Consider the following 14,635-nt stretch of genomic DNA (forward strand, 5'->3'; position numbering starts at 1 on the left):
GCTCATGCAACAGGTTCGACTGTTTGACTGCGTGAGTGTCGTCCGATGTTCCTCCTTGCGCGGCGTCAGTCGGCCGCATTAGTCATGCAAACGGTACTTTTCGCTTTATTGCGTTTCTACAAGGTTGCCGTGAGCCCACTGCTCGGCAGCCGGTGCCGTTTTTACCCTTCCTGCTCTGATTACGCGCGCGAAGCAATCCAGTATCATGGCGCCGCGCGCGGTAGTTACCTCGCCGTCAGGCGCTTGTGCCGCTGTCACCCGTTTTCGGCGGGCGGCATCGATCTTGTCCCGCCTCCCACTTCTGAAAAGCGCTGACGCGCCGTTCCATCGACACTGAGACAACGCATGGATATCAAACGCACCGTCCTATGGGTCATCTTCTTCATGTCAGCGGTCATGCTGTTCGACAACTGGCAGCGCGACCACGGACGCCCGTCGATGTTCTTCCCGAGCGCCACGCCCACGCAAACCACGGGCAGCGCAGCACCGGGAACGACCACGCCGGAAACCCAGCCTGCTGACCTGCCGGCCACCAACGCTTCGCCTGCCGGCAACGCACCGCCCGCCGCGCAAGCGCAGTTGATCCCGTTCAGCACCGACGTCTACAGCGGTGAAATCGACACGCGCGGCGGTACGCTGTCGAAGCTGTCGCTCATCAACAAGGGCAACGGCAAGCAGCCGGATCTGGTCATCACCCTGTTCGACCACACCGCCGATCACACGTATCTGGCGCGTACGGGTCTGCTGGGCGGCGACTTCCCGAACCACACGGACATCTACACGCCGGTGCCGAACCAGCCGCACGATCTGACGGGCGACGCCAAGTCGTTCTCGCTCAGCTTCGAGTCGCCGGTCAAGGGTGGCGTGAAGGTTATCAAGACGTACACGTTCACACGTGGCAGCTATGTGATCGGTGTGAGCACGAAGATCGACAACGTCGGCTCCACGCCGGTGACGCCGACCGTCTACATGGAACTCGTGCGTGACAGCCAGCCGGTGGAAACGCCGCGCTTCTCGCACACCTTCATCGGACCGGCCGTCTACACCGACCAGCATCACTTCCAGAAGATGACGTTTAGCGACGTCGACAAGAACAAGCAGGACTATGCGACCACGGCCGACAACGGCTGGATCGCCATGGTCCAGCACTACTTCGCGACGGCGTGGATTCCGCAGCAAGGCGTCAAGCGCGATATCTATGTCGAGAAGATCGATCCGGCGCTGTATCGCGTCGGCGTGAAGGAAGCGGTGCCGACCATCGCGCCGGGCCAATCGGCTGATGTGACCGCGCGTCTGTTTGCCGGTCCCGAAGAAGAGCGCATGCTCGAGGGCATCGCACCGGGTCTGGAACTGGTGAAGGATTATGGCTGGGTGACGATCATCGCCAAGCCGCTGTTCTGGCTGCTCGACAAGATTCACAGCTACGTGGGCAACTGGGGCTGGTCGATCGTGCTGCTGACGCTGCTGATCAAGGCCGTGTTCTTCCCGCTGTCGGCCGCGAGCTACAAGTCGATGGCGCGCATGAAGGCCATCACGCCGCGTATGCAGGCATTGCGTGAACGCTTCAAGGGCGATCCGCAGAAGATGAACGCCGCGCTCATGGAGTTGTACAAGACCGAGAAGGTGAATCCGTTCGGCGGCTGTCTGCCGGTCGTGATCCAGATTCCGGTGTTCATCTCGCTGTACTGGGTGCTGCTGTCGTCGGTCGAAATGCGCGGCGCGCCGTGGATTCTCTGGATTCACGATCTGTCGCAGCAAGACCCGTATTTCATCCTGCCGGTGCTGATGGCGGTCTCGATGTTCCTGCAGACGCGCCTGAACCCCACGCCGCCGGACCCGGTTCAAGCCAAGATGATGATGTTCATGCCCATCGCGTTCTCGGTCATGTTCTTCTTCTTCCCGGCCGGTCTGGTGCTGTACTACGTGGTGAACAACGTGCTGTCGATCGCCCAGCAGTACTACATCACGCGCATGATGGGCAAACCGAAGGCCAAAGCGACGGCGTAATAGCTGCCCGCATGTGACTGGGCAAAGGGGCGAACGCGCTGCGCGATTTGCCTCCCCAGAAAGCAGCAACGGATGCAAAAAAGGCCACCTGGTTCGAGACCAGGTGGCCTTTTTATTTGGCCTGCCGTTACACGGCGAATTTCACTTTTTGCCGACGTGGTAGTACATCTCGACCAGTTCTTCGACCACGTCGCGAAACTTCGGCTCCATGCCGCCAATCTTGGAGGCAAGCTCGATCAACTCGGGCGTCGGTTCCGGGTATTTCTCACCGGGTCCCAAACCCTTCGCCCTCGTATCGGGTGGCGGTCCGTAGTGCAACCAGTGCAGCGGTACATTCAGCCAATCGGCCAGCACCTGCAATTTGTCCGGTGTGGGAATAGTCCGTCCCGATAGCCACTTGTGAACGGTCTGCGCCGTAACCGGCGGTTCGTCCGGGCGCAGATCGTTAAACGCACTGGCGAGTTGGGTTGCGCCCTTGACGTTTTTCCGGGCGATCTCGGTTTCCAGCCTTTTGGAAAAGGCTTTCTTTTCTTGAGAGGTAGGCATAGGCCGAATTGTGCAACCACTGCCAACAATTTTGCGACAACTAGTTAGGCGATATTCTTACCTAGATAGGTTATTTTTAGCTTGAAATGACCGCCGGATAATGCGCGCCACGGTTTTGTGAAATTAGGTTGAGGCGCGGTCAGATTGACTTGCAGCCGGTTTGACGCGCGCTCGTCAATCTCAAAAGTAGCTTAGGATTTATCTTAGCGTGTACAAGATATTTCTTATTTGTCTGATGTGAACGATCTGCGCGCTCGTTGTTGTTGGCCGAAAGCGACGCCAGGCGCACGCGCTACAATGCCTCGCGCCTCCCGGCGCTCCATCCCCTCTGCTTTTTTGCTGATCACCTCATGCTCGCCACCGATTCCGATCCCATTGTTGCCATTGCCACCGCACCCGGCCGTGGAGGCATCGGCGTCGTGCGCATCTCCTTTGGACGCGCGGGCGGCACGGCCGCAGAGCCCTTGATGCAGGCCCTCACGGGCCAGGTGCTGGCAGCGCGTCATGCTAGTTACGTGCCCTTCCTCGACGCCGAGGGGAACGCGCTCGACCGCGGCATCGCGCTGTACTTTCCCGCGCCCCACTCTTACACCGGCGAGCACGTGCTCGAGTTGCAGGGGCATGGCGGTCCGATCGTGCTGCAACTGGTGCTGCAACGTTGCATTGATGCGGGCCGCACGATCGGCTTGCGCCTCGCCGAACCCGGCGAGTTCACGCGCCGCTCGTTCCTCAACGACAAGCTCGACCTGGCGCAGGCCGAAGCCGTCGCCGATCTGATCGAGGCGAGTACCGAAGCGGCGGCGCGATCGGCGGGACGCTCGCTGGAAGGCGCGTTCTCGCGTGACATCCACGCCATGGTGGAAAACGTCGTCACGCTGCGGATGCTGGTCGAAGCGACGCTCGACTTTCCAGAAGAGGAAATCGACTTCCTCGAAGCCGCGGATGCGCGCGGCAAGCTCACGCGTATTCGCGAGCAGCTCGCGCACGTGCTCGATGAGGCGCGTCAGGGCGCGTTGCTGCGCGAGGGCCTTTCGGTAGTGCTGGCCGGACAACCGAATGTCGGCAAGTCGTCGTTGCTCAACGCGCTCGCCGGGGCGGAACTCGCCATCGTCACGCCCATCGCGGGAACGACGCGGGACAAGGTCGCGCAGACTATCCAGATCGAAGGCATTCCGCTGCATGTGATCGACACCGCCGGCCTGCGCGAGACGGAAGACGAAGTCGAGAAAATCGGCATTGCCCGCACATGGAGCGAGATCGAACGGGCTGACGTCGTGCTGCATCTGCTCGACGCCCGCACCGGCATGAACGACGAAGACGTCACGATCGCCGCACGCTTTCCGGCCGGCGTTCCGGTGCTGCGCGTGCTGAACAAGACCGACCTCACAGGCATGGCTGCGGCCGTGAATACACTGGATGACGCTGCGGGCGACGATCTGCGCGAGGTGCGCCTGTCCGCGAAACAGGGGGACGGCATCGCGCTGCTGCGAGCGGAGTTGTTGCGCATTGCTGGCTGGCAGGCGGGCGCGGAAAGCGTGTACCTCGCGCGCGAGCGGCATTTGATCGCGTTGCGCGCGGCCCAGGAGCACCTCGCGATCGCCGCACAGCAGGCGGACCAGAACGCTCAGGCGTTGGATCTGTTCGCCGAGGAACTGCGGCTCGCTCAGGAGCAACTGAACTCGATCACTGGCGAATTCACTTCGGACGACCTGCTTGGAGTGATTTTCAGTCGTTTTTGTATTGGAAAGTAGAGCGGCGCTGTTGCCCGCCCGGATGAATCCAGTCTAAGCCTTTAGTTAAGGCATAAACCCGCTTGGCACCCTAGACTAAGCAAACAAAAAATCTACGATTTGTTGGTACACAAAAGCGCACTCTTCTGAATTATGATGCCGTGTGTACCAAAAAATGCCATGAACGCATGCCCAAGACCGCCACGCCTCTCAGCGAAACACAGATCCGCGCCATGCAGCCTCGCGAGACCCGATACAGCGTCGCGGACGGCAATGGTCTGATCCTCGAAGTCATGCCGTCCGGCACGAAAGTCTGGCGGTTTCGCTATACGCTCGATGGCAAGCGGCAACCGCTCGCGACCATCGGTGACTATCGCAAGATCTCGCTGCGGGTCGCACGCGAGCGAGCGCGCAAATACGCCGGCATGGTGGCGACCGGCACGTCTCCTGCGGCGACTGCGCGGCGCGACCGGGGAGCGGAAAAGCGCATTGAACTGTTGCGCGACGCGGCTGAGCTTTATATGGCCACGGCAATGAGCGCGAAGTCCGAGGAATATCAGCGCACGACGCGGCGGGCGCTCGACAAGGACGTGCTGAAGGCCGTCGGCGGTAAGCCCATCGGCGCCGTCACCAGCGAGGACATCGCCGCGATATGCGAACGCATCAAGAAACGCGGCTCGCCAAAGATGGCGCTGCATACCCGTAACGTGGTGAAGCGTCTCTACGAATTTCTGATTGCGCGGCAACTCGCCACCAGTAATCCCGCGCTGGCCGTGCCGGCGCGCTTCCTCGCCACACCGGAGAGTCGCATTCGCGTGCTGAGCGGTGACGAGATCGGCCGCATGCTGCGTGCCGTTGATGCCTCGAGCATTCGACGGCCGTTGAAACTGGCATTGCATCTGCTCGTTCTGACCACGGTGCGCAAGTCCGAGCTAATCGAAGCGACGTGGGCCGAGTTCGATCTGAACGCCGGTCTATGGCGAATTCCGGCTGCCCGCGTCAAAGAGGGGCGCGAGTACTGCATCTATCTCCCGCATCAGGCCGTGACGATGCTACGCGAACTGCGTGAGACGAAGACTCGCCGGCAATACGTGTTTCCAACGGTTCGTGGCGACCAGGACCAGCCAATCGCCAAAAGCACCTTGAACCAGGCGGTCAAGGCGCTTGGACTCGATGTCGAACACTTTGTGTTGCACGACTTCCGGCGTTCGGCGGCGTCGCATTTGCGCGAGCTGGGCCAGCCGGATGGGGCAATCGAAAAGGCGCTCGCGCGTTCTGATGCTGCAACCGATCCTGCCACGCAAAACAACCTGGCGGATCAGGCACGTGAGGCGTTGCAGCAGTGGGCGGATTTTGTTGACGCGCAGATCGCCGGAGGCGAACGCCGTTAAGTGGAAGCTAACGCGGGGCGAAGTGCAGAGGGGAAAACAAAGCGCCGCTCATTCACACGAGCGAAGACGTCGCGACCCGAGCAAAAGCGACGTTTTTGGTACACAGAACAAAACTAATTCTTTATATCGACCCGACTAATAACCGTCTCAGCCAATTTCGCTTGGTTATGCCACGAAAAAGCGGCCGAAACACCGATCAACCGCTGGGGATATGGTTCGTCAACCAGTAAGAACTCAAAAATGTGGGACCAACGCGATCGCCTTCGGCCGAATCCATCTGAAGCCCTTTAAGCCGCTCTCCGAAAGCCTCGCCCACACACACATCCCACACTGGCTTTCAACTCAAAAACCCGCAAACGGCGAACCGATCACGCTCAGCGCAAGCGTTTCACAATGGTTTGCGAACCGGTTCCTCCGACAATTGCAGAATTTCAGTCCGATTCCGACAAATCCAAGGTCGCTAGCGCATTTCAATCGCGCCCCTCAAATAGGATGGCTTAGAGTCTGTCCCGTGCGTGATCCCCCGCGCATGTTGTACCATTTTCGGCCGCCGACTTGGCGGCCTCTTTGTTCCTGCGGAGCGTACGCGTACACCTGTCAAACTCTTAACGGACCAAATACATCAGGAGGACTAAACTGAAAGCAAAATGGCGTGCTTGAAGGGGGCGGCGATGACCGAGTCCATGCTGGCAATTTCCATGGCGACGATCCTGATCGTCTTTGGCACCGCTATCCGGGCCACGCACGTGAACCGCGACCGGCTGATTAAATGGTTCGAGAAACACAACATCCGTTAATCAAGCGCATGCTAAACGTCACGCACACGTGGCGGCGTTAAATACTGCAATCCCACTGCAATTCGCGCTCGAGACTGTCGCGCAGCGGCCGTGCGCAAGATGCACTCGTAACCAACCTCAACAAGCGTCAAGGCAGTGCCGATCAGTGCCTGTGACGCGTGAAATCGTATAACCGGTGCCCATGCATATGGTCGATCATGCGGCGCCTCAGATTCTCGCGCCGGTAGTGTCCGACGACGAACAACGTTGCGAACATCATCACGGAGAAACCAATCGCTACACCCACCATTGTCTCGTCCATGTGGCTACCTCTCGCCCTCGGGCCCATGACATCGAACTCAGCTTGCCGTCCGCTCCCTGGACCAGATTACATCCAGAGCCGGGACGGCGCGCCCCATCGTTTGCGCGAGACCATGCCTCGCGCCGCCTCGAAAAGAAAGCCCGCACAGGGCGGGCCAGAAGTCCTGCGTACTTCGCACACGCACTATCCGCGGATCGGCTAGCGCACACGTATGCTGTAGGAGGCCAAACGATCGGAATGTGCGGAGTCTAACGAAACGCGAAATTAATTTGCCTGCTGATCGGCGAGCGACAAATGGATACAAAAATGGATCGCACGACGCTGCGGATATCCCTCATGCATCGCCTAAACTACAAAGCACGAGTCTTCGCAGTCGCGACCTCGAAGGAGGGTGTCATGACGCAAACCGAATTGGCTTACTTGCTGGGGCCGCTCGTAATGGCGGTCGTGGGTGTGGCGCTATGGGCCGTATCGCATTACCACCGCGACGACGGTCGCCACGGCGGCGCGCGGCGCGAGCGCTGGCTGGATACGCATCCGGTTGACTGGATGCGCCATCGACATTGACGGATTGCGCAGGACCTCCCTCAGGTTTTTCCGCCTGCATCACCGTTCACATCAACTTCTATCGCACATCTGGCGCTTATTCGCCGCCCAGGGCGCGTAGCAGGTCGCGCGCAAACTCTTCGTCTCCCGCCTCCCAGTTGGGCGAACCGACCGCGTAATCGGCCGGATTCCGCTTGCCTTGCGCCTTCCGGATGGCAGCCACACTCAGCGCAAGCGCCCGAGCTTCGAGATACCGCGGATGCCACGGACCGAAGGGGATGGATTGTTCGTTATTCATGAGACGAATGACGGCCTGCCAGGCTGAAACTTTAGTGTTTTAAACGTGATCCTCGGGCAATCCCGTAGCAGGATTCAGACGGCCATCCATCCCCGGAAACGTTGTAGACGAAGGTGACTGCCCGCATGATACGGCAGTTCTTAAACACCCTCTTGCCCCATAACCGAGACGCCATGACATACGACGACAGCAACCCTTTCGCGCGAATCCTGCGCGGCGAACTGCCCTGCATCAAGGTCGCGGAAACCGACACCACCCTCGCCTTCATGGACCTGATGCCGCAGGCCGACGGACACGTGCTGGTGGTGCCGAAGGAATCCGCTGCGGAGATTTTTGAGCTGTCCGACGCAGCCATCGTGGCGAGCATTCGCATGACGCAACGAATCGCCACCGCCGTTCGGGCGGCGCTAAATCCAGACGGCGTGTTTATCGGTCAGTTCAATGGTGCCGCGGCGGGCCAAACGGTCCCGCACGTGCATTTCCACGTCATACCGCGTTGGGAAGGCGTCGCGCTGCGCCTGCACGCGCGCGAGATCGCGGCGCAGGCCACGCTGGAAAATTTAGCTCGGCGCATCATAGAGCACTTAAGCAGCACTTAGGCAGCACTTAAGCGAGTAACGCGCGAGTGAGGCGCGCGACGGCTCAAGTCAGTGTCGATGGAGCAGACTTCGAACAGGATGATGCCAGTCGATATGCCACGCGTCCTCTTTCTCCGCGCGCTGGCGATGCTCCTGCCACAGCTCGTCAGAAAACAGGAAGGCGACGATCAGCAGCGGCACGATCAGAAACGCGCCTAGTATCAGGTGCTCCATGACAGCATCTCCTGTAGCCCAGTCCTTTGCGTGCATTGTAGACGCACTCTGCGTGCCAGATGTGTGGTCGTGCTCACACACATCGGGCCCCATCTTTACCCATACAACGCGCTTCTTCGGCAAAACCGCATCACGCCGGGCGCCAGCGGGCGCCGATGCGCCGTGTGCGTGAATCTGGCCTGCTGCCCGACGTACTTGCGCCGAAAAACACGCAAGGCGCCCTTGAGCCGTTTCCTCACGGGGGAACGTAAAACCGTTCAACAACGGCTGTAATTTTGTCCCGCGAGCGTGCGTGGGTGTTTTAACGAAACCAACTTCGTGCTCGCCGCCATGCCCCAACTGCCCTTCGCGCAACGTTGCCGGAGCAATGGCTCAGGTCGATGCCTTCTTCCACGTTGCAGCGAAAATTCCCGCGCCGATCAGCAGCGTCCCGCCGGTGCGATTGATGATCCGTTGCACACGCGCACTGCGGATAGCCCGCCGCGCCGCCGACGCCAGCATCGCGTAGCCGAACGCGTTCAGGGTGCCGAGCAGCACGAAGGTCGCTTCGAACACGATGATCTGCGGCGTTGCAGCCGCGTGCGCGTCGATGAACTGCGGCACGAAGGCGACGAAAAAAATGATGCTCTTCGGATTGAGCGCCGTCACGGCAAACGCGTGCGCAAAGATGCGGCTAGTGCGCGTCTCTGCGGTGTCCATCTGATCGGCGCCCTCCGCGACCTGCACCGGCGCACGCCATAGCTTGACGCCAAGATAGATCAGGTAAGCCGCGCCCACCCACTTGAGCGCCGTGAATAAAGCCGCGGACGCGGCCAGGATCACACCCAGACCGAGCATCGACGCAGTCATCGAGGTCAGATCGCCAAGCGCCACGCCGGCGGTGGTGACCAGCGCGAAACGTCGTCCATGACCCAGCGCATAAGAAATAACCAGCAGCACGGTTGGACCGGGAATGGCGACGAGTATCGCCGAAGCAATTGCAAAGGGAAGCCAGTGGGCCAGCGTCATGTGTCGTCTCCGAAAGTGGCTGATTTATCCACGAACTTTCGCTGTGTGCAAGCGCCTTTTTGCGACCATTCATCCGCGTCGCGCGAGCGCCGCCTGAGACCTGGCACCGTTTTTATTCTGCAACTAACCCGTTATTTCCCGATTTTCGATTTATCCGCCGAATGACTTTGTGTGCGCCGCATCAAGCCACCAATAAGTTCGTATTAAATCACTTAATTGGAGATGCTCGTTTACTCGCATGCATGGCGCAAAGCTTTATCCATTAACGCGCGGACGATCAATCGACCTTAAGGAATCCGTTCTAAATCTGCGTTTAACTGTGACGCCGCGCGCTATCGGGCAGGATCGCTGCGGGTGCGACAATTCGCCACTGTTGCGAGTGCACACAAGATGTGCTTGTAGCCGGCGCTGTTTCTTCTAAAGTGCAAGATGCGGGTGACACCTAGAAGTTAAATACATAGCTAACCTGAGTAATAACCCGCATGGAGGCAAAATATGAAATCGCGCATCGCTCTTCTTTTCGCCACGGCGGGATTGCTGGCCGTTTCAGCGGCACAGGCTCAAGACTCAGTTGTCCGGCCCGAGCAAACCATTCAGTTCAAGGCGAACGCTTATGGCTGCTTGTCGAAGGATAAGCTCGATGCAGCCGATCAGCACGCGCAGGCGGGCGAACAACAGCAAATGCAGGAATTCTTCTCTGGCTATCAGTGCCTCTCGACTCCAGAGAATTCGAGTTTCCGCGTTGTGCGCGTAGTCGGACATGACGTCGAATTCGTCAATGCCGGCAATAGCGATACGCAAGGCCTCTGGGCAAACGACCGCTTCATCAAGCAATAATCCGAATTCGCTCTGGTTTTGAACCGGAGCGTTTTTCGAATGGCGCCGACCTTTTGAGCAGGTCGAGATGGGCGCGTGCGGGTTTAGTCCTGCGCTTTAAGAAACGTTGAATAAGGCGGCTGAGCATTTGCTCGGCCGTTTTGTTTCTGTGCGCCCGAGAATCCATAAAACGACCACCGCGAATTGGTTGTCCTAAGCACGTGCCTGCGAATCGACATTCATTTTGAGCAGCGTCACGTTGCGTCAAACTTCCGCGAAGCGCGCCAAGCCATTCGACGCGATATCCTTTCCGTCCCTGTCACGGCTCTCGGAATATCAAATCCGGTATGGCATGATCGAAGCTCGCGCCATCCAGACGGCCACGAGCCGCGATATCGAGACAACGACATGACACGCAGCTCTTCAAACTGGTTCGTGCGCGCGCGGCTCAAGACACGCCAGTTGCAGTTGCTGGCGGCGATGGAGGAGGAAGGCAACGTCCGGCGCGCCGCCGATGTGCTCGGCATGACGCAGCCGGCTGCATCGCGTCTGCTCAAGGAGCTGGAGGACATGCTGGGCGTGAGCCTGTTCGACCGCACGCCGCACGGCATGCACGCCACGCTGTACGGCGAAGTGATGATCCGCCACGCGCGCATGGTGTTGTCAAACCTGAGTCACGCGCATGATGAAATATCGGCCTTGCGCGCCGGACTGACAGGGCAGGTGAGGATTGGTGTGATTGCCGCGGCGGCGGCGTCGATGGTGCCGCAGGCCATCGCCAGCGTGAAGCAGCGCTTCCCGCAGTTGCAGATCTGGGTGCAGGTGGAAACCTCCGATGTCATGCTGCCGCGTGTCGCCGAAGGTGAGCTGGACATCATGATCGGCCGCGTGCTGGAACGGCAGGATCAGTTCAAAACCGCGGTGCACTACGAGCCGCTCGCCGATGAGCCACTCTGCGTCGTCGCGCGGCCCGGTCATCCTCTCGAAAATGAGACAGGCTTGACGCTGCGGGGCGTGGTCAATGCGAGCTGGGTTTTGCATCCGCCGGGCAGCGTCTTGCGACATCGTTTTGATCTGATGTTTTCGCAGATTGGATTGAATCCGCCGCAAAACGTCGTCAATACGAACAATTTTTTGGCCATTTCAAGTTTGCTGTTGCAAAGCGACATGTTGGCGGTTTTGCCGGACGAAGTGGCGCGGCAATACCAACACTACGGCGTGATGAAGCAGATTCCGTTGGATCTACCGTACAGAATGGATACGTTCGGTATCATCACGCGGCAGTCGCACCTGCTGTCGCCGGCGGCCTCCGTCGTACTGAAAGCCTTGCGTAGTGCGGCTGCGGACGTGTATGGTGCGGCCTTCGCCCCGGCGGTGGCACGCTAAATGCTCAACGATGGTTGCATATAAGCAGCCACGGCAGCGTCCCTAGTGCATCATTCGAGCGCGCCTTCACGGCTGCATCCTGGCTGGCTCCGTTTCGCCGTTCTACCCGACGGCTCGGCCCGCCCCGCAGACGAGAGGAGGCTGGCGATGTACAAACAACATGGCAAGCGGCAGCGCGCCGCCATTGATTCCTTTTCTGTCCGGTCCGCAAGCGCGGGCTCCTGGTGTGGCATGGCTCTCAAATCGACGATATACAAAGCGGAACTGCAGATCGCAGACATGGATCGGCACTACTACGGCGATCACCAACTGACCATCGCGCGTCATCCGTCCGAAACCGACGAACGCATGATGGTGCGGGTGGCGGCGTTTGCGATGTTCGCGCAGGAACGGCTGGAGTTCTGCAAAGGTTTGTCGGATACCGACGAACCGGACCTCTGGCAAAAGGATCTGACGGGTGCGATCGAAACATGGATCGAAGTCGGGCAGCCGGATGAACGGCGTATCGCCAAGGCGAGCGGGCGCTCGAACGAAGTGGTGGTGATCGCCTACGGCGGCCGCACGTCCGATATCTGGTGGCAAGGCGTGCGCAACAAGGTGGAGCGGCTCCGCAACGTGACGGTGTGGTCACTGGGCGACGGCGTCGCCGAGGCACTTAGCGGTCTCGCCGAACGAACCATGCGGCTGCAATGCACGGTACAGGATGGCGCCGCGTGGCTTGGTAGCGCTGACTCCGATCCGGTGCCGATTGAATGGACCGTTTTGAAGGCGCCAGTGAATGCTTAAGGGCGGTTGATGGAGCCGGCTTGAGCGGCCAGCGTGGCCGCGTGGCCACTTCTGGAACCACCCTGTGACCCCATCACCGCTACAAGGACGTAGCCCGCGCCGCTTCCGGCGGCCCCTTCAGTTCGACCATGTTGCCCTCCGGGTCGAACAGATAGAGTGACGGCCCGAAGCCATCCGCGCCGTACCGCACCCCCAGTTCGCCAATCCGCGCCCCGCACGCCTGCAAATGCGCCGCTAGCGCCTCGCCATCGAACGCTTCCACCCGCAGACAAACGTGGTCCATGTTGCGGCCCGCATCAAGCGAGCCGCTCTCAGGCCGGTCGATTTTCGCGCCAACGCGCAACAGATCGATCAGCGAGCGTCCGGCGCGTAGCTGGACGAGCCCGAGATCGCGCTGCTCCTTTTCGAGGCTGCAACCGAGTACGTCGCAATAGAAGTGGGTCATGGCATCGAGATCGGCCGCCCGGATGACGACGTGGTCGATCTCGCGAATATGGATCTTCATGGGGCGCCTTTTGCCCGGTCGCCCTGGCCGCAAGCCTGGCGGAGCCGTTCACGTGGGAATCAATCGGAGTGTAGGAGAAAGGCGGCAGGGCGGGCAGACAGAAAGTGCATGCCTGTCCGGCGTAGCTGCATCTCCCGTGGGATCACACTCCGCGCCACGCCAGACGGCGGGATGCCAAAAATAGGGGCGCCATCAGCAGCAAACAGGCAAAAAAAAGCCCGCTCTCAGGGAGCAGGCTGAATCCATATCAGGAGGAGACATGGAGGAGACAGGAACTACTATACACACGGGGTTGGTGCGACGCAATAACTTTTTAAGGGAAAACCCGATAGGGTGGCGTTTTGTCGCAACTCGACGCTTGATGGCGGCGAAATGCTAGTTCCACCTGGGCCGGGCAATGACAGAGCAAGAACCGGAGCGTACTGTGACGGGGTGCAAACTACATTGGTGACCATCGAAACGTTCTTTTCGAGGACATCATGAATTCCACCGTGACATCGACCTGGTCTACCGACGCGCAACGCTGGCAAGCCCTCTCGCAGCGCGATCCCGACGCCGACGGCGCCTTCTTCTATGGCGTCAAAACCACCGGCGTGTTTTGCCGCCCTTCGTGCGCGTCGCGCCAGCCGCGTCGTGAGAATGTCGATTTCTTCGCCAGTGCCGACGCCGCGCGCGCCGCCGGGTTCCGCGACTGCAAGCGCTGTCAGCCCGGCCGGCTGCCGCGCGAGATCGAGATCGTCAACCGGGCCTGCGCAGCGCTCGACGCCGATCCGCAGCAACGGCTGACGCTCGCGCAGCTGAGCGACGCCGTCCACGTCAGCCCGTTCCATCTGCAACGCCTGTTCAAGCGGGTGGTGGGCGTATCGCCGCGCCAGTATCAGGCTGCGCAACGTGGCGCAGCGCTGCGCGAAGCCTTGCAGCGCGGCTCCGACGTGACCCGCGCCGCTGTGGACGCCGGCTTCGGCTCGCCCTCGCGCATGTATGAGACCACCTCCACCGAACTGGGCATGGCGCCGTCCGCGTATCGCCGCAAAGGTGCGGGTCTGACCGTGCGTTTCGCCTGTGCGCCCACGGCACTCGGTCTGGTGCTGGTGGCGGCGACGAGCAAGGGCATCTGCAAGATCGGCTTCTCGGACGACGCGGATACGCTCATCGACGAGTTGCGCGACGAGTTCACCAATGCCGAGCTGATCGAGGACACCACCCAGCTCGCGCCATTCATCGGCCAGGTGCAAGCCTATCTGCACGGCACCCAACACCGCCTCGAACTGCCGCTCGATATTGCCACCACGGCATTCCGGCAGCGCGTCTGGGATGCGTTGCGGCGCATCCCGTACGGCGAGACCCGCAGCTATTCGGAGATCGCCAGCGCAGTCGGGTCGCCGCGCGCCGTGCGCGCCGTCGCCAGCGCGTGTGCGTCGAATCCGGTTGCGCTCGCGATCCCATGCCATCGCGTCGTGCAAAAGGGTGGGGCGCTCGCAGGTTATCGCTGGGGATTGCCGCGCAAGGCTGCGTTGCTCGATGCCGAAGCGCAGCAAACCGGCATTGAGTCGGCTGCAAGCCCGGCCAGCGTCGATGCCACGGCGAAACCTTCCGCTAACGACGTAACGCGCTCGGGCAAAGTCCCGCACACGGACGCTTCGAGCAAACTCGATCACGCTGCGTGAGGGCCCCTCATGCAACGCGACCCACAGCACCACCCACAC

Annotated in this window: 17 protein-coding genes; 11 read left to right on the forward strand and 6 right to left on the reverse strand. The window is 60.3% G+C overall.

Translation table 11 applies throughout. The features are described from left to right. The first annotated feature begins 84 nt into the window (after nucleotides 1–84). Nucleotides 85–315, forward strand: a complete 231-nt coding sequence (yidD, locus tag D0B32_RS14730; RefSeq protein WP_117334880.1) for a membrane protein insertion efficiency factor YidD — start codon at nucleotides 85–87, stop codon at nucleotides 313–315. Between the two features lie 30 nt (nucleotides 316–345). Beyond that, nucleotides 346–2,007, forward strand: a complete 1,662-nt coding sequence (gene yidC, locus D0B32_RS14735) for a membrane protein insertase YidC (protein ID WP_117334681.1) — start codon at nucleotides 346–348, stop codon at nucleotides 2,005–2,007. Nucleotides 2,008–2,148: 141 nt separating this feature from the next. Here yidC and D0B32_RS14740 read toward each other — a convergent pair whose 3' ends face one another. Continuing rightward, on the reverse strand, nucleotides 2,149–2,553 hold the full coding sequence (locus D0B32_RS14740) for a helix-turn-helix transcriptional regulator (protein WP_117334682.1): 405 nt from the start codon (nucleotides 2,551–2,553) through the stop codon (nucleotides 2,149–2,151). 350 nt (nucleotides 2,554–2,903) lie between these two features. Between D0B32_RS14740 and mnmE the strand changes: the two genes are divergently transcribed. The 3 genes from mnmE (at nucleotide 2,904) to D0B32_RS32930 (ending at nucleotide 6,471) form a co-directional block, all read left to right on the forward strand. Next, nucleotides 2,904–4,304, forward strand: a complete 1,401-nt coding sequence (mnmE, locus tag D0B32_RS14745) for a tRNA uridine-5-carboxymethylaminomethyl(34) synthesis GTPase MnmE (protein WP_117334881.1) — start codon at nucleotides 2,904–2,906, stop codon at nucleotides 4,302–4,304. A gap of 167 nt (nucleotides 4,305–4,471) precedes the next feature. After that, complete coding sequence (locus D0B32_RS14750; protein ID WP_117334683.1) at nucleotides 4,472–5,674, forward strand: tyrosine-type recombinase/integrase; 1,203 nt, start codon at nucleotides 4,472–4,474, stop codon at nucleotides 5,672–5,674. A 671-nt stretch (nucleotides 5,675–6,345) separates the two neighbouring features. Continuing rightward, nucleotides 6,346–6,471 carry a hypothetical protein gene (locus D0B32_RS32930; protein ID WP_259295006.1) on the forward strand — a complete coding sequence of 42 codons (126 nt, stop codon included), beginning with the start codon at nucleotides 6,346–6,348 and terminating at the stop codon, nucleotides 6,469–6,471. Nucleotides 6,472–6,613: 142 nt separating this feature from the next. On the opposite strand, the gene D0B32_RS32550 is transcribed toward D0B32_RS32930, so the two are convergent. Further along, nucleotides 6,614–6,772: a hypothetical protein gene (locus D0B32_RS32550; protein ID WP_181969807.1), complete on the reverse strand. Its 159-nt coding sequence runs from the start codon at nucleotides 6,770–6,772 to the stop codon at nucleotides 6,614–6,616. Between the two features lie 396 nt (nucleotides 6,773–7,168). On the opposite strand from D0B32_RS32550, the gene D0B32_RS32555 reads away from it, so the two are divergent. Beyond that, nucleotides 7,169–7,339, forward strand: a complete 171-nt coding sequence (locus D0B32_RS32555) for a hypothetical protein (protein ID WP_181969808.1) — start codon at nucleotides 7,169–7,171, stop codon at nucleotides 7,337–7,339. Nucleotides 7,340–7,415: 76 nt separating this feature from the next. Here D0B32_RS32555 and D0B32_RS14760 read toward each other — a convergent pair whose 3' ends face one another. Beyond that, a complete protein-coding gene (locus D0B32_RS14760) occupies nucleotides 7,416–7,616 on the reverse strand; it encodes a hypothetical protein (RefSeq protein ID WP_117334685.1) in 201 nt (66 codons plus the stop codon). A gap of 173 nt (nucleotides 7,617–7,789) precedes the next feature. Here D0B32_RS14760 and D0B32_RS14765 point away from each other — a divergent pair, with 173 nt between their 5' ends. After that, a complete protein-coding gene (locus D0B32_RS14765; RefSeq protein ID WP_117334686.1) occupies nucleotides 7,790–8,215 on the forward strand; it encodes an HIT family protein in 426 nt (141 codons plus the stop codon). A 48-nt stretch (nucleotides 8,216–8,263) separates the two neighbouring features. On the opposite strand, the gene D0B32_RS14770 is transcribed toward D0B32_RS14765, so the two are convergent. Beyond that, on the reverse strand, nucleotides 8,264–8,428 hold the full coding sequence (locus tag D0B32_RS14770; protein WP_259295007.1) for a hypothetical protein: 165 nt from the start codon (nucleotides 8,426–8,428) through the stop codon (nucleotides 8,264–8,266). 372 nt (nucleotides 8,429–8,800) lie between these two features. After that, the gene (locus D0B32_RS14775) at nucleotides 8,801–9,436 is read right to left on the reverse strand and encodes a LysE family translocator (RefSeq protein WP_117334688.1); all 636 of its coding nucleotides are present in this window, start codon (nucleotides 9,434–9,436) and stop codon (nucleotides 8,801–8,803) included. Nucleotides 9,437–9,931: 495 nt separating this feature from the next. Between D0B32_RS14775 and sap1 the strand changes: the two genes are divergently transcribed. The 3 genes from sap1 (at nucleotide 9,932) to D0B32_RS14790 (ending at nucleotide 12,424) form a co-directional block, all read left to right on the forward strand. Further along, nucleotides 9,932–10,273 carry a surface attachment protein Sap1 gene (gene sap1, locus D0B32_RS14780; protein WP_117334689.1) on the forward strand — a complete coding sequence of 114 codons (342 nt, stop codon included), beginning with the start codon at nucleotides 9,932–9,934 and terminating at the stop codon, nucleotides 10,271–10,273. Nucleotides 10,274–10,660: 387 nt separating this feature from the next. Continuing rightward, on the forward strand, nucleotides 10,661–11,638 hold the full coding sequence (locus tag D0B32_RS14785) for a LysR family transcriptional regulator (RefSeq protein ID WP_117334690.1): 978 nt from the start codon (nucleotides 10,661–10,663) through the stop codon (nucleotides 11,636–11,638). Between the two features lie 231 nt (nucleotides 11,639–11,869). Then, the gene (locus D0B32_RS14790) at nucleotides 11,870–12,424 is read left to right on the forward strand and encodes a YaeQ family protein (RefSeq protein ID WP_117334882.1); all 555 of its coding nucleotides are present in this window, start codon (nucleotides 11,870–11,872) and stop codon (nucleotides 12,422–12,424) included. Nucleotides 12,425–12,503: 79 nt separating this feature from the next. Here D0B32_RS14790 and D0B32_RS14795 read toward each other — a convergent pair whose 3' ends face one another. Further along, nucleotides 12,504–12,929, reverse strand: a complete 426-nt coding sequence (locus D0B32_RS14795) for a VOC family protein (protein ID WP_117334691.1) — start codon at nucleotides 12,927–12,929, stop codon at nucleotides 12,504–12,506. A gap of 479 nt (nucleotides 12,930–13,408) precedes the next feature. On the opposite strand from D0B32_RS14795, the gene ada reads away from it, so the two are divergent. Then, complete coding sequence (gene ada / locus D0B32_RS14800; RefSeq protein WP_117334692.1) at nucleotides 13,409–14,596, forward strand: bifunctional DNA-binding transcriptional regulator/O6-methylguanine-DNA methyltransferase Ada; 1,188 nt, start codon at nucleotides 13,409–13,411, stop codon at nucleotides 14,594–14,596. Nucleotides 14,597–14,635 lie beyond the last annotated feature (39 nt).

The organism is Paraburkholderia sp. DHOC27 (assembly GCF_003429005.1).
Classification (GTDB): domain Bacteria; phylum Pseudomonadota; class Gammaproteobacteria; order Burkholderiales; family Burkholderiaceae; genus Paraburkholderia.

What these genes read in the sequence shown, in the direction of transcription:
- D0B32_RS14765 (WP_117334686.1), top strand. Translation starts at nt 7,790, where the DNA reads ATGACATACGACGACAGCAACCCTTTCGCGCGAATCCTGCGCGGCGAA.
- D0B32_RS14795 (WP_117334691.1), bottom strand. Translation starts at nt 12,929, where the DNA reads ATGAAGATCCATATTCGCGAGATCGACCACGTCGTCATCCGGGCGGCC.
- yidC (WP_117334681.1), top strand. Translation starts at nt 346, where the DNA reads ATGGATATCAAACGCACCGTCCTATGGGTCATCTTCTTCATGTCAGCG.
- D0B32_RS14785 (WP_117334690.1), top strand. Translation starts at nt 10,661, where the DNA reads ATGACACGCAGCTCTTCAAACTGGTTCGTGCGCGCGCGGCTCAAGACA.
- D0B32_RS32930 (WP_259295006.1), top strand. Translation starts at nt 6,346, where the DNA reads ATGACCGAGTCCATGCTGGCAATTTCCATGGCGACGATCCTGATCGTC.
- D0B32_RS32550 (WP_181969807.1), bottom strand. Translation starts at nt 6,772, where the DNA reads ATGGACGAGACAATGGTGGGTGTAGCGATTGGTTTCTCCGTGATGATG.
- D0B32_RS14760 (WP_117334685.1), bottom strand. Translation starts at nt 7,616, where the DNA reads ATGAATAACGAACAATCCATCCCCTTCGGTCCGTGGCATCCGCGGTAT.
- D0B32_RS14750 (WP_117334683.1), top strand. Translation starts at nt 4,472, where the DNA reads ATGCCCAAGACCGCCACGCCTCTCAGCGAAACACAGATCCGCGCCATG.
- mnmE (WP_117334881.1), top strand. Translation starts at nt 2,904, where the DNA reads ATGCTCGCCACCGATTCCGATCCCATTGTTGCCATTGCCACCGCACCC.
- D0B32_RS14740 (WP_117334682.1), bottom strand. Translation starts at nt 2,553, where the DNA reads ATGCCTACCTCTCAAGAAAAGAAAGCCTTTTCCAAAAGGCTGGAAACC.
- sap1 (WP_117334689.1), top strand. Translation starts at nt 9,932, where the DNA reads ATGAAATCGCGCATCGCTCTTCTTTTCGCCACGGCGGGATTGCTGGCC.
- ada (WP_117334692.1), top strand. Translation starts at nt 13,409, where the DNA reads ATGAATTCCACCGTGACATCGACCTGGTCTACCGACGCGCAACGCTGG.
- D0B32_RS32555 (WP_181969808.1), top strand. Translation starts at nt 7,169, where the DNA reads ATGACGCAAACCGAATTGGCTTACTTGCTGGGGCCGCTCGTAATGGCG.
- D0B32_RS14775 (WP_117334688.1), bottom strand. Translation starts at nt 9,436, where the DNA reads ATGACGCTGGCCCACTGGCTTCCCTTTGCAATTGCTTCGGCGATACTC.
- yidD (WP_117334880.1), top strand. Translation starts at nt 85, where the DNA reads ATGCAAACGGTACTTTTCGCTTTATTGCGTTTCTACAAGGTTGCCGTG.
- D0B32_RS14790 (WP_117334882.1), top strand. Translation starts at nt 11,870, where the DNA reads ATGGCTCTCAAATCGACGATATACAAAGCGGAACTGCAGATCGCAGAC.
- D0B32_RS14770 (WP_259295007.1), bottom strand. Translation starts at nt 8,428, where the DNA reads ATGGAGCACCTGATACTAGGCGCGTTTCTGATCGTGCCGCTGCTGATC.